The organism is Acinetobacter sp. CIP 64.2, assembly GCF_000369645.1.
Taxonomy (GTDB): domain Bacteria; phylum Pseudomonadota; class Gammaproteobacteria; order Pseudomonadales; family Moraxellaceae; genus Acinetobacter.
In genome coordinates this window covers 745,532-763,281 of sequence record NZ_KB850121.1, presented here as the reverse complement: position 1 = coordinate 763,281, position 17,750 = coordinate 745,532, and the positions used below count along the sequence as shown (strand labels likewise).

Genomic DNA, 17,750 nt, shown 5'->3' with positions numbered 1-17,750 from the left:
CTTATTTATATTCAGGTAGAGATTCAAGTTTGACACTAAAGCTATTGTCGCTTTCTGTATATTGCGCCACTTGTTGATAATCGAGTTGCTGAAACAGTCCTGTTTTTAAACCAGAAATGGTGATCGCCATTTCTTTACGGAAATACGGGATCTGATACATCCACGGAAAGGTCAGATCACGTATAGCACCCGCCCACCAATGATCTGATTGATACAGTGGCGTGAGTAGGCGGCTCAGGAACTGATAGAATTGGGTCGAAGAACGCCGTTGTTGATGATAATGTTGCCAGAGCATCGACCAGTCAATTTGCTGATGTTTTTGTGCTATTTGCAATGATTGCGAAAAGGCCCAAGCATCCAGCAAGGCCATATTCGCGCCTTGTCCCAACTGTGGACTCATGGCATGGGCTGCATCACCGATCACTCCAATTCGTCCTTGTCCAAATTGAGACATCACCACATCGCGATATTGCGCAGACAACCATTGTGGTTGATGTTGTGGATTCGACAACAGCTGTTTGAGCCATTCCGCCACATCAGGCCAGCGGTCAGACACTTGTTTTAACCATTGTTGCTTTGCGGATTCATCCTCTAAGAATGTGTGCAGTTGCTTGCTGGGCAAACTCCAAAATACACTCGACAATCGTTGCTGAGGGGCGATTGGGATTGCACCAGTAGGCAATACCCCCATCATGATTTTGGAGCGGTCATAAAACTGATGCAGAATGGCAGGATCAAGTGTTGGGCATTCAGGCACGATACTCCATGCCGCACCCCAAGGATAAGCCTGATCGACTTTCACCCATGCAGAAGGGCGTAACTGGCTGCGTGCACCATTGGCAATCAACACGGCATCAAAGCCATCATCAAATGTTTGTTGCTGCTGAATGCCGAACAGTCGAACTTCATTTTGCTGTTCTTGAATACGTTCAACACTATGACCCATTCGCCATGTCACCTGACTGGCATATTCAGCCAGTTTGTGGGTGAGCACATGACATAAGCTGGCGCGATGAATGCCGAGCCCATACAGATTGCTGCCTGCTTGATGATAGTGACTATTGACTAACAGACGTTTATTGGGAAGTTGACCTTCTAATCCTGTGACTTTTGCGCCTAGTTTTAGGGCATGCTCAAGCACGCCCAGATGTTCAAATACGGCGAGGCCAGCGGGCTGTAACAACAAACCAGCGCCGACAGGAGAAAGCTTATCCACGTGTTCAAAAATAGTGACGTGATTGCCTGCGCGTGCCAGCAAAATCGCTGTTGCTAGTCCAGCAGTTCCAGCACCCACAATGGCAAAATGAGGTATTTTCATTGTTTATTCTTTTAAAGGTTTATTAGATCAGTCAGCCTTGATCTTAACTGATCCCGATGATTTTTTTAAATGAAATCTGTTCTAGCTCAATGCCTAAGGTACGGGTCTGTAATTTTAGCAAAAGCTCAATCTGGATTATTTTGAAGGATCTTTGCCTGTGGTCATCTTGATCAGGGTACGATCTTTCTTGATCGCGTGATGATAAAGGGCCGCACCTGCATGCCCTAAAATCAGCATCCAGATCAGCCATTTCCCAAGAATTTCTTTGTGAATAAAATCAATCGGCTTCTCGAACTGTTCAAAACTTAAGCCTAAACCTTGGGTAACCCAGCTCTGGAACAATCCAGTCTGTTCAAATTTGGGAATCTCAAACAAAAAGAAAAACTCTGTATTGACGCCTGTACCCAAGTAGCCTGTAAGCGGTGCAATGATCATGATGGCATACAGGGCAAAATGTGCTGCATGTGCAGCAAATGTTGCGAGCGGACTGGCAGGTTCTAATTTGGGTTGCGGATTGCTTAGCCGCCAGAGGATTCGGAGACTAATAATCACGGCAATGCTGATACCGACAGAAAGATGCAGCTGCAAAGCCGTCCAGTTCTCGGGTGTACCTTTTTCGGTAAACCAGTGTCGGTAATAAACACTGCAATAGGCACATAAAAAGAGCAGTGCTGTGCTCCAATGCAACCATTTTGCAATCGAGCCATAGTTATCCCTACTATTTTTTAAACTCATGCTGTTCTTCCTTTAAAAGCTGTGCGGATACATTTCAATGCTTAGCCGATGATGAGCGATCTGCTCAAGGATGAAAAGTTTTTAGCTAATAATGGCCTGAGTTGGATTTAGATATTGCCTAAAGTGTGACAACTGGGCTGGGATTCTTAGATGAGGTCGGTGCGGTGAATATGTCGATCAATTGGATTGTTCTGCCAAATAAAAAGGCCGTATCAATCGATACAGCCTTTGATTCGGGATCTAGGTTTTATTTGGCAATACGCCACAGGGCAATCAAACTACTCAGTACAATCAGAATAACCGAGATAAACCATGGGCTGATAATGGCAATTGTGAGCAAGATCAGCAGGGTACTGCCAAACATCCAGCTACGACGTTGTTGCTGTTGCATTTGTAAACGCATTTGCTGAATTTCACGGAGCTGTTTATCGTGCCATGCAGATTGGTTTTTCAAACCATTTAAGCTGTCAATTAACAGGCTTGGAATATCTTGAGCACCCAATAATAGGTCCGGAATTTGTTGTCCCAGTTCTTTCATGTTTTTGACTGGGTTCATATTGGCCTTGACCCATTCGGTTAGAATCGGTTTCGCCAGTTTCCAGATATCCAGTTGTGGGTAGAGGTCGGTACCTAAGCCTTCAACATGCACCAGTGTTTTCAGTAACAGCATCAGTTGCGGCGGAATTTCCAAATGGAAACGGCGGGCAATATCCATCACCTGAATCAAAATACCGGCGAAATCCAGTTGATCCATTGGTTTGGAAACCATTGGGCCAACCGTACGGCGCATCTCGCGTGACAAGGCATCTTGATCAGTACCCGGTGGAATCCAGCCAGCTTGATGCACGATTTGAATCAACTGCATAAAGTTGCTGTTCATCACCGCGAGTAGCATCCGTGCAACCGTCATCTGATCATGCTTCGACAGTTCGCCCATAATGGCGCAGTCTAAGGCGATAAAACGTGGATTGCTTGGATTAATGGTCTCGACAAAGACATTTCCTGGATGCATATCGGCATGGAAAAAGTTGTCACGGAACACTTGGGTGAAGAAAATGGTTAAGCCTTTTTCTGCCAGATCCGCACGATCCATACCTAAACGATCAAAAGTGGCCGTATCTGAAATAGGAACGCCAGTAATGCGTTCCGCCACCATCACATCTTTACTGTCCATATACACTTCAGGCACATACATCATGCTTGAACCTGTAAAGTAGTGGCGCATACGACGGGTATTATCGGCTTCTAAGCTCAGATCCAGTTCATTTAAAATGATGTGGCGGTAATCTTGGATAATTTCCGAGAGATGCAGGGCACGCGCTGCTTCTAAACGGTTTTCCAGCCAGTCGCCTAGCCACGTCAGAATTTCGAAGTCTTGTAAAATCTGATGACGAATATCTGGGCGAGTGACTTTTACCACCACTTCACGGCCATCATGCAAAGCCGCGGTGTGGACCTGAGCAATCGATGCGGCTGCAAGTGGCTGTTCATCAAAGCGAGAAAACAGGGTACTGACATCTGCTTTCAGTGATTCTTGAATACGTTGCTTGGCCAGTTGGGTATCATAGGGTTTGACACGGTCTTGCAATAACACCAGTTGGGATAGCACTTCAGGTGGAATCAAATCACGGCGTGTAGACAGCAATTGTCCTAACTTAATTGCCAATGGCCCCATATCCTCTAAGGCTTGCTTAAGCTTCAGCGGATTTTTCTTCTCACGACTTGACCATGCCGCAGGATGCATTTTAATGATGTTTAATGCATGACGTGCTTTTACTGGCAATTCTTCCGCAGGGAACAAGGTATCAAGGCGATAGTGTGCAGCAATACGCCAGAGTTCGAGTAACCGTGTAACATGCGGAATCATATAAAGTCTTACCTAGTCTTGTGTGGGCTTTGAGGGATTGAATTGAGCATTGAGCTGTTGCAGCTTGGCTGCCAAACGGTCAATTTCTTGGTTCAGTTGACGTGTCTCGCGATTGAGATCATCCATTTGCCAGCGTGGAGCAAATAAACCGCTATCTTCTTTTAAGGCATCTTCAACAAAAAATAAATGGCTTTGTAGTGAGCGTTTCAGTTGTTGTGGTGCAAGCTGAATTTTACCGAGTTCATGGGCCAGCTGTGGACCAATCCAAGGGGATAAATGCGCTGCCAGATCAGGCTCGGCCTGCTGCATAATTTTTTGAATCTCCTGCAAGAGGTGGTAATCACCTTGCAAGGGAATATTGCCAATCTGATCCATGTCACTGAGCAATAATTTAATCAGCTCAACGCTATTTTCAACATGTAGGGTTGCGGTTGCATCCGTTACTTTATGTTGGGGATCAAAGGGACGTTGTTCAAAAATAGACGGGCTGTGACTGTGTCCAGTCACGGTCGGTTCGAGGCGAACTCTATTTTCATCAAAAAACACATCAACCGAGAGTTGAGGACTATCGATCACAACCCGTAATAATTGACCTTGCAGTTGGTTGAGCTGAATGCGGGTAATCGCATCCAGATCAATCACATGATGAATGATACGTTCGACTGCACCGAGTGCTAAAATCGACCACATATCTGAGAACCTTAAAGTTTGAATCCACGGTGAACCGCAACAATACCACCCGTTAAGTTATGGTAGTCGCAGCTTTGAAAGCCTGCATTTTCCATCATGCCTTTGAGGGTACGTTGGTCTGGGTGCATGCGAATTGATTCGGCAAGGTATTTATAGCTTTCCGAATCATTGGCCACCAATTTACCCATAATCGGCAATGCCGTGAATGAGTAAAGATCGTAGAGTTTTGAAAATGGTTCAAATACAGGTTTAGAAAATTCGAGAATCAGTAAACGGCCACCTGGTTTCAAGACACGGTACATCGCTTGCAGTGCCGCATCTTTATCGGTCACGTTACGCAAACCAAAGCTGATCGTCACTAAATCAAAACTATTATCGGCAAATGGCTCAAGCGTTTCTGCATTGGCAAGCACAAAATCCACATTGGTACAGCCGGCATCGATTAGACGATCACGACCCACATTTAACATAGATTCGTTAATGTCGGACAATACGACATGACCTTGAGGGCCAACTTCACGGCTAAAGACTTTGGCCAAATCACCAGTACCGCCCGCGATATCAAGCACATGTTGTCCGCGACGTACGCCAGACATATTAATCGCAAAGCGTTTCCATAGACGATGAATACCGAATGACATCAAGTCATTCATGATGTCGTATTTGCTGGCAACTGAATGGAAAACCTCTGCAACTTTCTGTGCTTTATCATCACTGTTTACGGTTTGAAAACCAAAGTGAGTTGTTTCGCCTACATTACCCGTATTGGCTCCGCGCGGCAGATTGTATTTGGGGATTGATGCGGTTGAGGTCGCTGTGGTGCCTTGTTGTAAAGACTGCTGCTGACCTTGTGGCGTGCCTTGAGGAAGCGGTGAGCTTAAGAATGGACTGACTTTGTCTGAACTTGGATTTTGCTCAACTTCTGGGGTAGGCTGTTGGTTTTCGTTAGACATTGTTTTCTCCTAAACTTTCGCTCTAGCGGCACGAATCAGCAAGCATGATGACAGATTTTGTATCTTTTTACAGGCTTTCACATGTAATTGATATGAATAATATACAGAAAGTCACTTTCTCAAAAGGGTTTTAATTTTTCTTAAGATTTGAAAAGTCTCATTTTTCTGCTTCAGCCATGGATCTCATGACTGAAGCATGCCCAGATCCCGTTTAGTCTTGAAAAGGATGAGGATGTCCACTATGCACCTTTTCAATAATTTCACGTTCTTTTTCGGTGAAAGTACTGATAAAGGTTGCTGCCGATTTCAACGGTTTCATGGCAGCAAAGCCTTCCTGAATAAACTCATACATTTGTTCGAATTGATATTTATGTGCAATCCCTTTACACATTTTAAATGCGGCATACATCATGGTGGAACGCATATATTTATCAAGGGTCAGACCTAATTCATCCAGCAGTTGAAGTTGCTCATACCGAGCCTCACCTTGATCCAGCTTGATTAGGGTTTGACGCATGATCTCATCTGTTAATGGGGTTTCAAGTGGATAATCTTCTAACAGTTGTATGGCCACTTGCTCGTCCAGTTGCGTTGCCAGAACAGCTAAACTGACCGATTTAGTCCCTGTCTTGATGGCATTTTCAGGCAGAAGGCTCTCCGCTTTGTGTGCGTATTTGAGCAGCCGTTCGATTTGTTGCGCCATAGCATCAAAATCTGGACCGCCGTATAAACGGTTTAAGAAATACGCCGACATCAGCTGATTCTTGGGTTCAGCAAAAAATGCTGCATGTGTCTGTGCAATCCGTACTTTCATCCATGCTTGGACTTCATGCAATCTCTGGGCAATCGCTGGATTCTGGTGGTAATTCAGTGTTTGATATTGTAATAAAAGATGATCAAATGCAGCGAGTTTTGACATGTTCGAACTCAAAGAAAATAAAACCATAAAAGCATAGGCTGCATCATAACGGAGAACCATGACAGCATAAACTCTAAATGTTTAATCATCGGTCACTACGGCAGTCATCTGATGACATTCTACATAAACTGTACACGGGGTGGCCTTTGATCGGCAGCAGTTTTGACTATACTGATTTTAAATATTAAGAATGAATCATTTAGAGCAGAACATGAGTATACAACAACCGACATTTGAATTACGTGATGAGGATGAGCTGTCTTTAGAACTCATTGAAGCCCAATATGCACTCAAACAAAGTCGCGATAAAAAAAATGCCAAAAGTGTTTTGGTCTTGGTCAGTGGGATTGAACTGGCGGGCAAAGGCGAAGCAGTCAAGCAATTACGTGAATGGCTCGATCCACGCTATTTAAGAGTGAAAGCGGATGCACCACAGCTGTTGTCCAACAATCAAACCTTTTGGCAATCTTATAGCCGTTTTATCCCCGCAGAAGGGCAAATCGTGGTGATGTTTGGTAATTGGTATAGCGACCTACTCACGACGGCGATGCATGTCTCCAAACCATTGGATGAGAACTTGTTTGATGCCTATGTGGAGCAGATGCGGGCTTTTGAGCATGATCTGCAAAATAATCATGTTCATATAGTCAAAGTCTGGTTTGATTTGTCGTGGAAGTCTCTGCAAAAGCGTTTGGATGAAATCGATGCTTCGGAACAACGTTGGCATAAACTCCATGGCCTGGATTGGCGTAATAAAAAACAATACGATAGCTTGCAAGGCTTAAGCCAACGCTTTACCGATGACTGGTTTATGATTGATGGCGAAGATGGCAAGCTGCGTGATCAATCTTTTGCTCAATATTTGCTGCAAACCTTGCGAGAGTTGCCTGAACATCAAACTAAAGTGACGCAGAAATGGCAGCAGGCTGCGATTCCCAAAGCATTACTTGCACCTGCGCAAGCCAGTTTAGAAAAAGAGGATTATAAAGATGAGTTGCGTAAGCTGACCAAGAAAGTTGCAGACACGCTGCGTTATGATGAGCGCAAAGTGGTGATCGCGTTTGAAGGCATGGATGCGGCAGGAAAAGGCGGCGCGATTAAACGGATCGTGAAAAAGCTTGATCCAAGAGAATACGAAATTCATACCATTGCAGCACCTGAGCGCTATGAATTACGGCGTCCTTATTTATGGCGTTTCTGGAGCAAATTGACTGACAGTGGCAAGATCACCATTTTTGACCGCACGTGGTATGGACGCGTATTGGTTGAACGGATTGAGGGTTTTGCCTCTACTGTAGAATGGCAACGCGCCTATAATGAGATTAACCGTTTTGAAGAAAATCTGGTGGATAGTCAGACGGTGCTTGTCAAAATTTGGCTGGCGATTAGTAAAGACGAGCAGGCACTTCGCTTTAAGGCACGTGAACAAACACCACATAAACGTTTTAAAATCACAGAGGAAGACTGGCGTAATCGTGAGAAATGGGATGATTATCTCAAGGCAGCAGCGGATATGTTTGAACGGACCGATACCGATTATGCACCGTGGTATGTGATTGCGACCGATGATAAGTATTCAGCGCGGATTGAAGTATTAAAGGCCATCTTAAAACAGTTGAAGGCGGACTAATCCACCTTCTCGTTAAGTTCAATTAAATTAATTGTTATTCGCCAATTGTGCTTTATAGCTGCGATGCTGTCGGAATACGATCAGTGTCGCGATTAAACTGGTGATTGCGGCGAACATCAGCCAGAAAGCAGGCATGCTCTTATTGCCTGAAGTCTGCACCAGATAGGTTGCAATCATCGGGGTGAGTCCACCAAAAATGGAAGTGGCAAAGCTATAGGCAACAGAGAAGCCCGCAATTCGCACTGAGCTCGGCATCATTTCTGCCAATGAAACCACCAGTGCGCCGTTATAGAAGCTATAAAGTAGCGAGAACCATAACAACACCATCAGCATATGCGACAAGCTAATGGTATGTGTCAGCCAAGTCAGCAGAGGATAGGCACTGATAAAAATTAAGACTGTGGTGATGATTAAAAGCGGTTTTCGGCCGAATTTATCGGAAAGATGTCCGCCCAGGGGTAACAGGATAAAGTTACTCACACCCACCATAATTGTGGCAATCAAACTTTCTGCACGGGTTAGATTCAAGACCTCTTTGCCGTAGGTTGGGGTATAGACGGTAATGAAATAAAACATGGTGGTGGTGGTCGCAACCATACACACACCCGCCAACACAATTTTCCAGTTTGCTGCTAAAGTCGCAAGAATTTGCTGTGTGCTGGGATGCTCTTTACGGGAAGCGAAGGCTTCGGTTTCAGCCAAAGATTTACGCAACCAGAAAATGAAGGGGATAATGGCACAGCCCACAAAGAATGGAATCCGCCATGCCCATGCATCGACCTGAGCTTTGGTGAAAATCACACTGACGAGATAACCCAAGATTGCAGCAAAAATGACGGCGACTTGCTGACTGGCAGATTGCCAACTGGTAATAAAGCCACGGTTATGCGGTTCGGCTATTTCTGCTAAATAGACTGAAACGCCACCCAGCTCGACCCCCGCGGAAAAACCTTGTGCAAGGCGTCCAACGAAAATAAGCACGGTTGCGGCAAAGCCAATACTGGCATAACTTGGAGTAAAGGCAATGATTAACGAACCGAAAGCCATGATACTTAATGTCACCATCAGGCCACGGCGACGACCAATCCGATCTACATAAGGGCCAAGCACCAAAGCTCCGATCGGGCGCATCAGAAAGCTGACTGCGAACACGAGAAAGGTTTTCATTAATGCTGCGTAGCTGCTGTCCGAATGGAAAAAGGTTTCACCTATGGCTTGTGCATAGAGACCGAATAAGAAGAAGTCGTATTGTTCAAGGAAGTTCCCGCTGGTCACGTTAAAAATTGAACGGACCCGAGAAGGGGATTGGCTATTTGGCACAATGACGCTCCATCATCTATTGATCATCAAGATGTGGAGAATAAAAATACAATCTTTATGAAAGCTTAAAAAATTAAGTGAATCTTAACGTATTTGTGTGGTTTTTTTATTGATCTGTTATTGCACTGTAAGCATGGATCTATATCAAAAATAGCGACAGAGATTCTAGGCATGAAAACGGCTCGGGTAAATGCGCTTGAAGCTCCGAGTCAATCATTAAAAAAGAAAAGGTGTTTCATACAAACACCTTTCATTAGTGCTTAAGCGACAATGGTACTGCGGCTTTTTTGCTGAATCTGTTTGGCCAGGTTATAGCAATCTTGCACATGCGCTTCAGTAATTTTACGCATCATGAAATAGCCTAGACTGGCCGCGACCAGTTGCCCACCTAAAGGAATAAATTTAGTCACCTGTTTGGTGGCAATTTTAGTGAAAAAGCCATTAAAAGATGCCTTCATTGCAGTACGTGCCACCACAAAGCCAGAGAACTCAAAGCCACGCTTACGCAGTTCATCCCAATGGATTTTCTTGGTTTCAGGATCATAAACACTGATATGTTCAGGTGCGAGACCGAAGCGGGCATTAATATAGGGAATAATCTGGGTCAGCATGCCTAAATCGACCACAACATCAAAAAATGGAATCGGTACAATTGCAGCACCCGCTGACCAGTAGGCACGCTTTTTAGACAGTTCTAAACATTCTTCTCGAATCTGATCCAAGTTTAAATTTGGATCAATGGAATCAGGAATTTTATCGATTTTCATAAAGTTATACCTAAGCTCTGTCCCTTGATAGTACATTCAATCGTATTGAATGGTGAATTTCAAAACAATTTTTTATTGGATTGTGTATTTAACGTGACTTCGTGATATGAAGCTGAATGTTGTATAGTGACTATTATGAACGTTTTTGTACCAAAAAATGATCGCTTTTTGATGAGGTTATATTAATACATGGGTATTCATGTTATTCAAAGTCAACGCCTTGATGTGCTTGTTCAAGGTGTGATGGCATCAATTACCCAGCCCAGTAACTCACCCTTTCAGGTGTTTAGAACCCAGCATTTTATTGTGCCGAGTCCAGCACAAGAACAATGGCTGACCCAGAAAATTGCTGAACAGCAGGGCATGACCGCGAATTATCAGTTTCACCAGCGTATCCGTGGCTTTCAATGGTATGCCTATCAGCAAGTCCTCGAAAATAAAGAACAAGTCCGTAAAGCCAATATTCCGCGCTTGATTTTGAAATGGCGTATCCATCAAGCCTTACAGCCTTTTATTCGAGCAGATCAGATCAACCTGCCAGTCGATCATCCGTTGTATTCAATTGTGCAGCGGATTTATGCCAGTGCCGATCAATTACAGCAAGGCACAGAAAAACAGCTTAAAAAGCAAAGTATGCTGTACTGGGTCGCCGAGCAGGTTTCACAATTGTTTAATCATTACATGGTTTATCGGGGGCACTGTCAAAAGGCATGCCAAGGCCAATGTCAGTGTGCAGGCAACTGGTTATCGGCATGGGGACAAAACAAAGCACTCGATATCGAAAATTTAATCTCTCAGACCGACCAGCAAACCTCGGCATTTACGTTGCAACAAACTGAACAGCTGGAAGCCTGGCAGCGCTGGTTATGGCAAAACTATTTCCATGATGATTTTGTTGAAATACAAGGGATTGATGCAGATTTCTGGCATCTGTTAGACAACGACCAGACCCGATCACAGGCATTGGCACAACTTCCCAATCAAGTGATTGTCTTCACCTTGTTGGATTTGCCACCGAGCCAGTTACAGTTTTTACGGCGCTTGGGGCAGTATCTCGATGTGGTGATTTTGCACTATAACCCTTCACAAGAATACTGGGCCGACAGTGTCGATCCCTTGTGGAAGCAACGATATGACTTAGGGGTAAAAGAGCGTTTTATTGCTAAAAATCCCAAGGCAACAGATGCAGAAATTGCCGCATTCTTTGACAGTTTTAGTTTAGGCTTTAATGCTTTAAATCGTGAATCTCGACATCCTTTATTGACCCGTTTGGGTAAACAGGCACGTGATAACTTCTCATTGTTGTCACAGCTTGCAACGGGCGAAGAAGGAAAATGGGTCGATGCTTTTGAGGACTACTTTCCTGAGACCTTACTGGGCAAAATCCAGTCGGATATTTTCTATCTTGTGGAACCAGTTGCGGCAGAATATGCCTTGGCTGCAGACGATGCCTCGATCCAGATTCATGTCTGTCATTCCAGTTTGCGCCAGTTGGAAGTGTTAAAAGAACAATTGCTACACTGGCTTTCCCAATCAGACACCACACCACGCCGCCCCAGTGATATTTTGATTCTGACGCCGAATCTGGCGGAACTGGAACCGCTGATTCGCAGCGTTTTTCCTGCCGTTGCCAATGATCATGAGGTGTTTTTGCCTGTGAAAATTGCAGGCGTGGCACAGTTAGATGCGTTAAATGCCTGGCGTTCCGTTTTGGGACGGATGCAATTGACACAAGCTCGCTTTACTCAGGATGACTTTGCCGACTGGCTCAATCTTTCCGCAACGCAACAGCGTTACGGACTGGACTATAGTCAGGCACAGCGGATTCTGAGCTTACTGAATGAGGCTGGCTTTAAGCGTGGTCTGGACGAGCAACATCTCAAACAAGGCTTGAGTGCTGACGATCAGGACTATCGTTATAGCTTTAAGTTCGCCTTGGATCGCTTGGCTTTGGGAGTCGCCGTACCTGCACATGTGATGGTACAGCAGACCTTAAGTTATGCCTTGGTACAACCAAGTGATTTTGAGCTGATTGGCATCTTGATTCAAATCTATCAGGATTTATCGGCTCGGCGACACTGGCTGCGGGCCCATGAACAAGGACAGCGCTTGCCGGTAGAAGCATGGTTAAAGCGGATTAAGGCCGATGTTCAAGAGTTTGAACAAGCCGAGATTGTGGCATTAAAAACGGTTCGGGAAATCATCCAGAAACAAGAACGGATGCTAACCTTGGCCAGTTATTACGAAGATGAAGAAACCCAATTACGTCAGATTTCGTTGCCTTTACCCTATATTATTGAAGAAATTCAACGCACCTTGGAAAGCCAGTCTGCACAGGTTGAACCGACTGGGCAAATTACCTTTAGCCAGATTGGTCAGATTCGGCCGTTGCCTTATCGTTTAATTGTCTTGTTGAATCTGGATACAGGTAAATTTCCAAATCGCGACAGTCATATTCCCTTTGATTTGATGGATGTATTACGTCAACAATTAGGGGATCGTTCCCGTCTGGAAGATGATCAAGGTGCATTTCTAGATGCCGTGCTGCTGGCGCAAGAACAACTCTGGCTGTTCTATAATGGTTTTGATATCAATGATGGTGAGGTGAGAGAACCATCGAGCGTGCTGCAAAATTTCCGTGATCATTTGGCACTTATTGTGGGGACTTCAGCAGAAATACAATATGCGGATCATGTAGAAATGCAGAAGATCGCGCCAGCACAGCTGTACCCACTTTATCACCTGCATCCGTTGCAGCCATTTGATCCACTCGGTTTCGTGGCGGAATCCAAGTCGATTCGTTACCAAAATCACTGGTTCCATGTGGCATCGCAGATTCAGCAGCCCAAAGGGGAGCGACAGGCATGGGTGGATCGGGCTTATCCTATTGAGCAGGATGAAATGACCATTCTGGAAAGTCAGCAATGGATTCAGGATGTGACATTCCCTGCACGGTTGTATTTAAAAACACTGGGTGTGGAAAATCTGAGTGCCACGGAGTTGGTGGATCAAAGTGAGCCTTTATTACTCGATGGATTAGGTAAATACGCCATTCGCCACTTTTTACAACAACAAGATGAACAGATATCACCAAGCGTCTTGCAAGATCAGTTGCCTGTGGGCAAGGTGCAACATAGTGCATGGCAACAGAGCCGTCTCGAACAGCAACGATTAATGGAGCGCTTACAGCAATACGCCGCTGCACCGACAGCAACTACGCAACGGGTTTGGCGCGTGTCGAAACAGTTACAGATTGCTTGCGTGACGCCTAAACAATTGGCTCAGGACTGGGTCAGTCTGGATGCATCCAGCGCGCGCGCCAAGCGTCTCGCCAAAGTCTGGCTGGAATATTTATTGTGGCTGGCTGTATTGAACAGTGAGACAGCAACTGAAAAACGCCGTATTGTGGTGTTTAGTGATCATACCGTGATTTGTGAAGGGCTAAGTTCTGCGCAGGCACAGACTTATTTACGGGCATGGTTGCAGCTTTGGCAAGATGCCCAACAGCAACCAGTGGTCTTACCAGCAGCTTTGTTATTAAAGCCTCTGGAAAAAGCGAAACAGCATGAATGGGTGGAACTGGATTCCAAGCAAATACTGGTTGAAGAGAGTCAAATACAAATCTTGAAGGACTGGAATGACACGGGGGATTTTTCAGGCTTTGATATGACCCAGAATGAAGCGTGTAAGTTGCATCGGGATTGGCAGTTTATTTTGCAAGAGCAAGATGCCGCAGCATTATTACACTATGCCTGCGATCATTATGCGTATGCACTGTATCAACCTATTTTTGAATTTTTACGGGTGGAGTAAGACATGAACGCATCACATCCAGTGTCTTATCAGCCGATTCGTGATATTCAATTTGAAGGTTTACATCTGATTGAAGCCTCAGCAGGGACAGGAAAAACCTATACCTTGTCCAGTTTGATGGTACGGATTTTTCTAGAAAAGTATTTACCCAATCAGGTGATAGCAACCACCTTTACCCGTGCTGCTGCGGCCGAGTTAAAAAGCCGTATTCGTTTACGTCTGGTTGAGGTTCAGCAGTTTCTGGAACCATTACGCAGCGTCTTGGAAACAGATATTCATACGCTGGCGGAGCAAGAAGCCGATCCACTCAAACAACAGATTTTACACAGCTTTGCGCCTCGTATTGCGTATGCCTGTGAACGTTTAAAACTGGTGATTGATCAGTTAGATGAGTTATTTGTTGGGACTCTAGACAGTTTTAGCCAGAAACTATTAAGGGAATTTGCTTTCGAAAGCGGCAAAATTGAAGCGGCGCAAATCACGGATGATGCCAAAAGCTATACCCGCCAACTGATTCATGATGTGTTACGTGAATGGATCCAGTCACAGCCGCAAGCCGTGATTGATACATTGTATCTGGTGGGGGGGCTGAAAAGTGTCGATCATTTTGTCTCGATGGTGGAAAGCTCGCTGAACTTTAGTTCGGCTCAGTTTAAATTGCCGGCCATGCCTGAAATTGAGCTGGCTCAGTCTCAACAATGGCAGCAGCAAGCGCAACAGATTGAACTGGAGCAATTCGCAGACTATTTTCAGTTGGATGGGGCTTATTACACCTTTATTAATGGGACTTCTTTTCGTAACAATGCCTTTAATCGCTTGTTCTGTGAATCGATTCCTTTGCTCTTGAACGCTTTAGCAGAACAAGAGAACAGTCAGGTATTTGATGCCTATTTTGCCGATGCACGTGAAGCTGTTTTTAAATTTTTAGATAAATTCGAGCAGCAAAAGATTTTTAAAAAATGCCCTGTTGAAGTTAGTGAAGGCTTTTATCAACATCCGATGCTGCTGCAACTGAGCGCACTGTTTCAGGAGCTTCAAAACACCCAGCAGCAATTTGAGCAACTGCAGGTTTATCTCAAAGCTTATCTATGTACTGAGGTTAAAAAAAGACTGCCGCAAGTGTTGCAGCAAAAAGGCGAAACCACATTCGCCCAACAAATAAAAACGTTGTCTGAGGCACTGAAAGGTGAGCAGGGACAACGTTTTGCAGTATTTGTACAAGCGCGCTATCCCTTAATTTTGGTCGATGAATTTCAGGATACCAACCAAGATCAAGATGATATGTTGGCCAGTATTTGGCGACATCCGCAACGCTATCAAAAAGGTTGCATGATTATGGTTGGAGATCGGAAACAGGCGATTTATGGTTTCCGTGGCGGCGATATGCTGACCTTCCTGAATGCCCATCAAGATATTATGGCGAAACAGGGGCGTGAGTATAAATTGATCCATAACCATCGTTCGGTAAAAGAACTGGTTGAAGTCATCGATATTCTGTTTCAGCGACAAGTCGATTTTGGCGAGCAGGTCAGATATGACCCGATTCAGGCAGGCTCACGTCCACATCCTGCCTTGATTGAAAATGATCAGCTCAATCCTGCCCCTTTACGTTGGTTACAGCTGCAAGACGGTAATGAGCAAGCCACTCAGGTGGCTTGGAAAATTCAGACCTTGTTGAATCAGGCTGCTTTGCAGCAATTGTATTTGGACGGTGAGCGTCGCCAAGCCATTTGTGAAGATGATATTGCGGTACTTTCCCGTAGCCATCGCCAGTTGGATGAAGTGCAATATATGCTGGAGCGCTTGGGGATTCGGGTTAATCGTCCATCAAAACGTAGTGTTTTCGATTCAGCAATTGCGCAGGATGTAGCAGCCTTATTCACGGCGATCCTTCATCCTTATGATGAAGCCAAACTCAAACGTGCTTTACTCAGTCGTTTATTCGGCTATGATCTCAGCCGTTTACTGGCACTGGAACAGAGTCCTGAAGGTCTGAGTCATTACATTCAACAATTTGATGACATTCGTGAAATGTGGCTTAGTCAAGGTTTCTTGACCGCATGGCAGCGTTGTCTGAATCAATTTGGGATCTGGCAGCAATTGGTGGCAACCCAAAGTAAAGACAATGAGCGGGCCGTCGTAAATTTACGCCATCTGACTGATCTTTTGAGTCAGCACAGCGAGCATGTACAGGGCATCCAAAACTTGTATCACTGGTATTTAAAACAACTACATGCACCGAGTGATCGAGAGTGGGAGCTTGAACATAAGCTGTCCAGTGAAGCGGGGGTGCAGTTGATGACCATCCACCAGTCCAAGGGGCTGGAATATAAAATCGTATTTTTGTTAGGAGCGAATAAAGCCTTTTCTGAAATGCAGAAGACGTTAAACTTTTCCACCACAGAAGTACAAAATCCTGAGACGGGACAGAGCAGGATGCAGCGTGTTGTTGCAGTGGCAGATAAAAACTTTTTGCAACCAATCGAGATTGATCAACATCAACAGCGTGCTTTAGCAGAGCAAAACCGCTTATGGTATGTAGCGCTGACCCGCGCCAGTCATCGCGTCTATGCGGTCTTTGAACCAGAGAAAGGGGAAAAGAATAAACTTTCAGGCCTCGCCTTCTGGAAGAATCAGGGGGAAAGCTTCCATCATGCCTATAGTGCAGATGAGTTGCCTGTACTAGAACGCCCTCAAGCGCAACATCTGCAACAGCATCCACAGCAGCTGCAGTTACGAGCGCTGGAGTTACCTGAACAACGTTTCTATGCACGCGCCAAGACCAGCTTTAGTTATCTGGCACAACATTTAAAACACAAGGCCAATCGTGTCGATCGGCTGGCCAATATCAATTCTGATTTTGAACAAGCAGAGGATGAGTTAAATCTGCTTGCGGTTGAAACGGCATCCGCAGCGCAACCGATTGCTTGGATTAAACAGCATTTTCCTAAAGGAACCTTGGCAGGAAATTTTCTGCATGAAATCTTTGAACAGATTGATTTTCAACGCGCTGAGACATGGGTTGAGGAAATCCGTCGCCGTTTTAAAAACACCTATCAAAGTCTATGGTTGGAGTTGCTTGAGCAATATCAACAGCAGTTTCCTGAACAACAAAATGCAGAACAGCAACTCTATCAATGGATTGCTGAATGGTTGGCTGAGGTATTGATCACACCACTGGATCAAGGCTTTCAACTCAAGCAATTAACCAGCGGCCAATATCTATCTGAATGTCCTTTCTATTTGGCCTTATCTGATCGGGTGTTGGCAATGCAGCGTGTGCAGCAGTTGTTTGAGGAATATGGCATCGAGATGCCTGAATTACTCGAAGCTAAATCGGCTCGCTACTTGAATGGCTCAATTGATTTGGTCTACTTTGATGGTCAGCGTTACCATATTGCCGATTATAAAAGTAATTATTTGGGCACAGCACAAAGTGATTATCAGCAAGCACAGATTGCCGAGAGCATGTCACTATCCAGTTATTGGCTGCAAGCGGCCTTATATTTGGTGGCCTTGCATCGCTATCTTGGGGTGAAGCTACAGGATTATGATATGCAGCAACATTTGGGTGGCGCTTCCTATCTGTATTTAAGAGGCATGAATGGACAGCCACAGCAAGGCTGCCTGTATTGGAAACCTGCGGACGAATTTATCCTGCGTTTGGATGCAATTCTGGGATATTTCTCTGAAGATAAAGCTGGGAAAATGGTGTAGATAAAGTGTGTGATTTTAAAT

Annotated in this window: 11 protein-coding genes; 3 read left to right on the top strand and 8 right to left on the bottom strand. The window is 44.9% G+C overall.

Going from position 1 to position 17,750, the window contains the following annotated elements; genetic code table 11:
* Position 1: 1 nt before the first annotated feature.
* The 6 genes from F895_RS12790 to F895_RS12815 form a co-directional block, all read right to left on the bottom strand.
* The gene (locus tag F895_RS12790) at positions 2–1,318 is read right to left on the bottom strand and encodes an FAD-dependent oxidoreductase (RefSeq protein WP_005240054.1); all 1,317 of its coding nucleotides are present in this window, start codon (positions 1,316–1,318) and stop codon (positions 2–4) included.
* A 135-nt stretch (positions 1,319–1,453) separates the two neighbouring features.
* On the bottom strand, positions 1,454–2,053 hold the full coding sequence (locus F895_RS12795; protein ID WP_005240053.1) for a cytochrome b: 600 nt from the start codon (positions 2,051–2,053) through the stop codon (positions 1,454–1,456).
* Between the two features lie 247 nt (positions 2,054–2,300).
* Positions 2,301–3,920, bottom strand: a complete 1,620-nt coding sequence (locus tag F895_RS12800; RefSeq protein ID WP_005240046.1) for an ABC1 kinase family protein — start codon at positions 3,918–3,920, stop codon at positions 2,301–2,303.
* A 12-nt stretch (positions 3,921–3,932) separates the two neighbouring features.
* A complete protein-coding gene (locus F895_RS12805; protein ID WP_005240045.1) occupies positions 3,933–4,610 on the bottom strand; it encodes a ubiquinone biosynthesis accessory factor UbiJ in 678 nt (225 codons plus the stop codon).
* 11 nt (positions 4,611–4,621) lie between these two features.
* On the bottom strand, positions 4,622–5,563 hold the full coding sequence (ubiE, locus tag F895_RS12810; protein WP_005240043.1) for a bifunctional demethylmenaquinone methyltransferase/2-methoxy-6-polyprenyl-1,4-benzoquinol methylase UbiE: 942 nt from the start codon (positions 5,561–5,563) through the stop codon (positions 4,622–4,624).
* Positions 5,564–5,774: 211 nt separating this feature from the next.
* On the bottom strand, positions 5,775–6,482 hold the full coding sequence (locus F895_RS12815; protein ID WP_010590084.1) for a DUF8198 family protein: 708 nt from the start codon (positions 6,480–6,482) through the stop codon (positions 5,775–5,777).
* A 211-nt stretch (positions 6,483–6,693) separates the two neighbouring features.
* On the opposite strand from F895_RS12815, the gene F895_RS12820 reads away from it, so the two are divergent.
* Positions 6,694–8,112: a polyphosphate:AMP phosphotransferase gene (locus F895_RS12820; protein WP_005240038.1), complete on the top strand. Its 1,419-nt coding sequence runs from the start codon at positions 6,694–6,696 to the stop codon at positions 8,110–8,112.
* A gap of 27 nt (positions 8,113–8,139) precedes the next feature.
* Here the strand turns inward: F895_RS12820 and F895_RS12825 are convergent, their stop codons facing one another.
* Together F895_RS12825 and F895_RS12830 are read right to left on the bottom strand one after the other, a co-directional pair.
* Positions 8,140–9,432, bottom strand: coding sequence for an MFS transporter (locus F895_RS12825; RefSeq protein ID WP_005240036.1), 1,293 nt, complete (start codon positions 9,430–9,432; stop codon positions 8,140–8,142).
* A gap of 260 nt (positions 9,433–9,692) precedes the next feature.
* Complete coding sequence (locus F895_RS12830) at positions 9,693–10,199, bottom strand: hypothetical protein (RefSeq protein ID WP_005240034.1); 507 nt, start codon at positions 10,197–10,199, stop codon at positions 9,693–9,695.
* Positions 10,200–10,388: 189 nt separating this feature from the next.
* Here F895_RS12830 and F895_RS12835 point away from each other — a divergent pair, with 189 nt between their 5' ends.
* Complete coding sequence (locus F895_RS12835) at positions 10,389–14,012, top strand: exodeoxyribonuclease V subunit gamma (protein ID WP_005240033.1); 3,624 nt, start codon at positions 10,389–10,391, stop codon at positions 14,010–14,012.
* Between the two features lie 3 nt (positions 14,013–14,015).
* Positions 14,016–17,729, top strand: a complete 3,714-nt coding sequence (locus F895_RS12840; protein ID WP_005240032.1) for a UvrD-helicase domain-containing protein — start codon at positions 14,016–14,018, stop codon at positions 17,727–17,729.
* Positions 17,730–17,750 lie beyond the last annotated feature (21 nt).

Coding starts and splice junctions, on each gene's coding strand:
- F895_RS12790 (WP_005240054.1), bottom strand. CDS start 1,318: ATGAAAATACCTCATTTTGCCATTGTGGGTGCTGGAACTGCTGGACTA.
- F895_RS12795 (WP_005240053.1), bottom strand. CDS start 2,053: ATGAGTTTAAAAAATAGTAGGGATAACTATGGCTCGATTGCAAAATGG.
- F895_RS12800 (WP_005240046.1), bottom strand. CDS start 3,920: ATGATTCCGCATGTTACACGGTTACTCGAACTCTGGCGTATTGCTGCA.
- F895_RS12805 (WP_005240045.1), bottom strand. CDS start 4,610: ATGTGGTCGATTTTAGCACTCGGTGCAGTCGAACGTATCATTCATCAT.
- ubiE (WP_005240043.1), bottom strand. CDS start 5,563: ATGTCTAACGAAAACCAACAGCCTACCCCAGAAGTTGAGCAAAATCCA.
- F895_RS12815 (WP_010590084.1), bottom strand. CDS start 6,482: ATGTCAAAACTCGCTGCATTTGATCATCTTTTATTACAATATCAAACA.
- F895_RS12820 (WP_005240038.1), top strand. CDS start 6,694: ATGAGTATACAACAACCGACATTTGAATTACGTGATGAGGATGAGCTG.
- F895_RS12830 (WP_005240034.1), bottom strand. CDS start 10,199: ATGAAAATCGATAAAATTCCTGATTCCATTGATCCAAATTTAAACTTG.
- F895_RS12835 (WP_005240033.1), top strand. CDS start 10,389: ATGGGTATTCATGTTATTCAAAGTCAACGCCTTGATGTGCTTGTTCAA.
- F895_RS12840 (WP_005240032.1), top strand. CDS start 14,016: ATGAACGCATCACATCCAGTGTCTTATCAGCCGATTCGTGATATTCAA.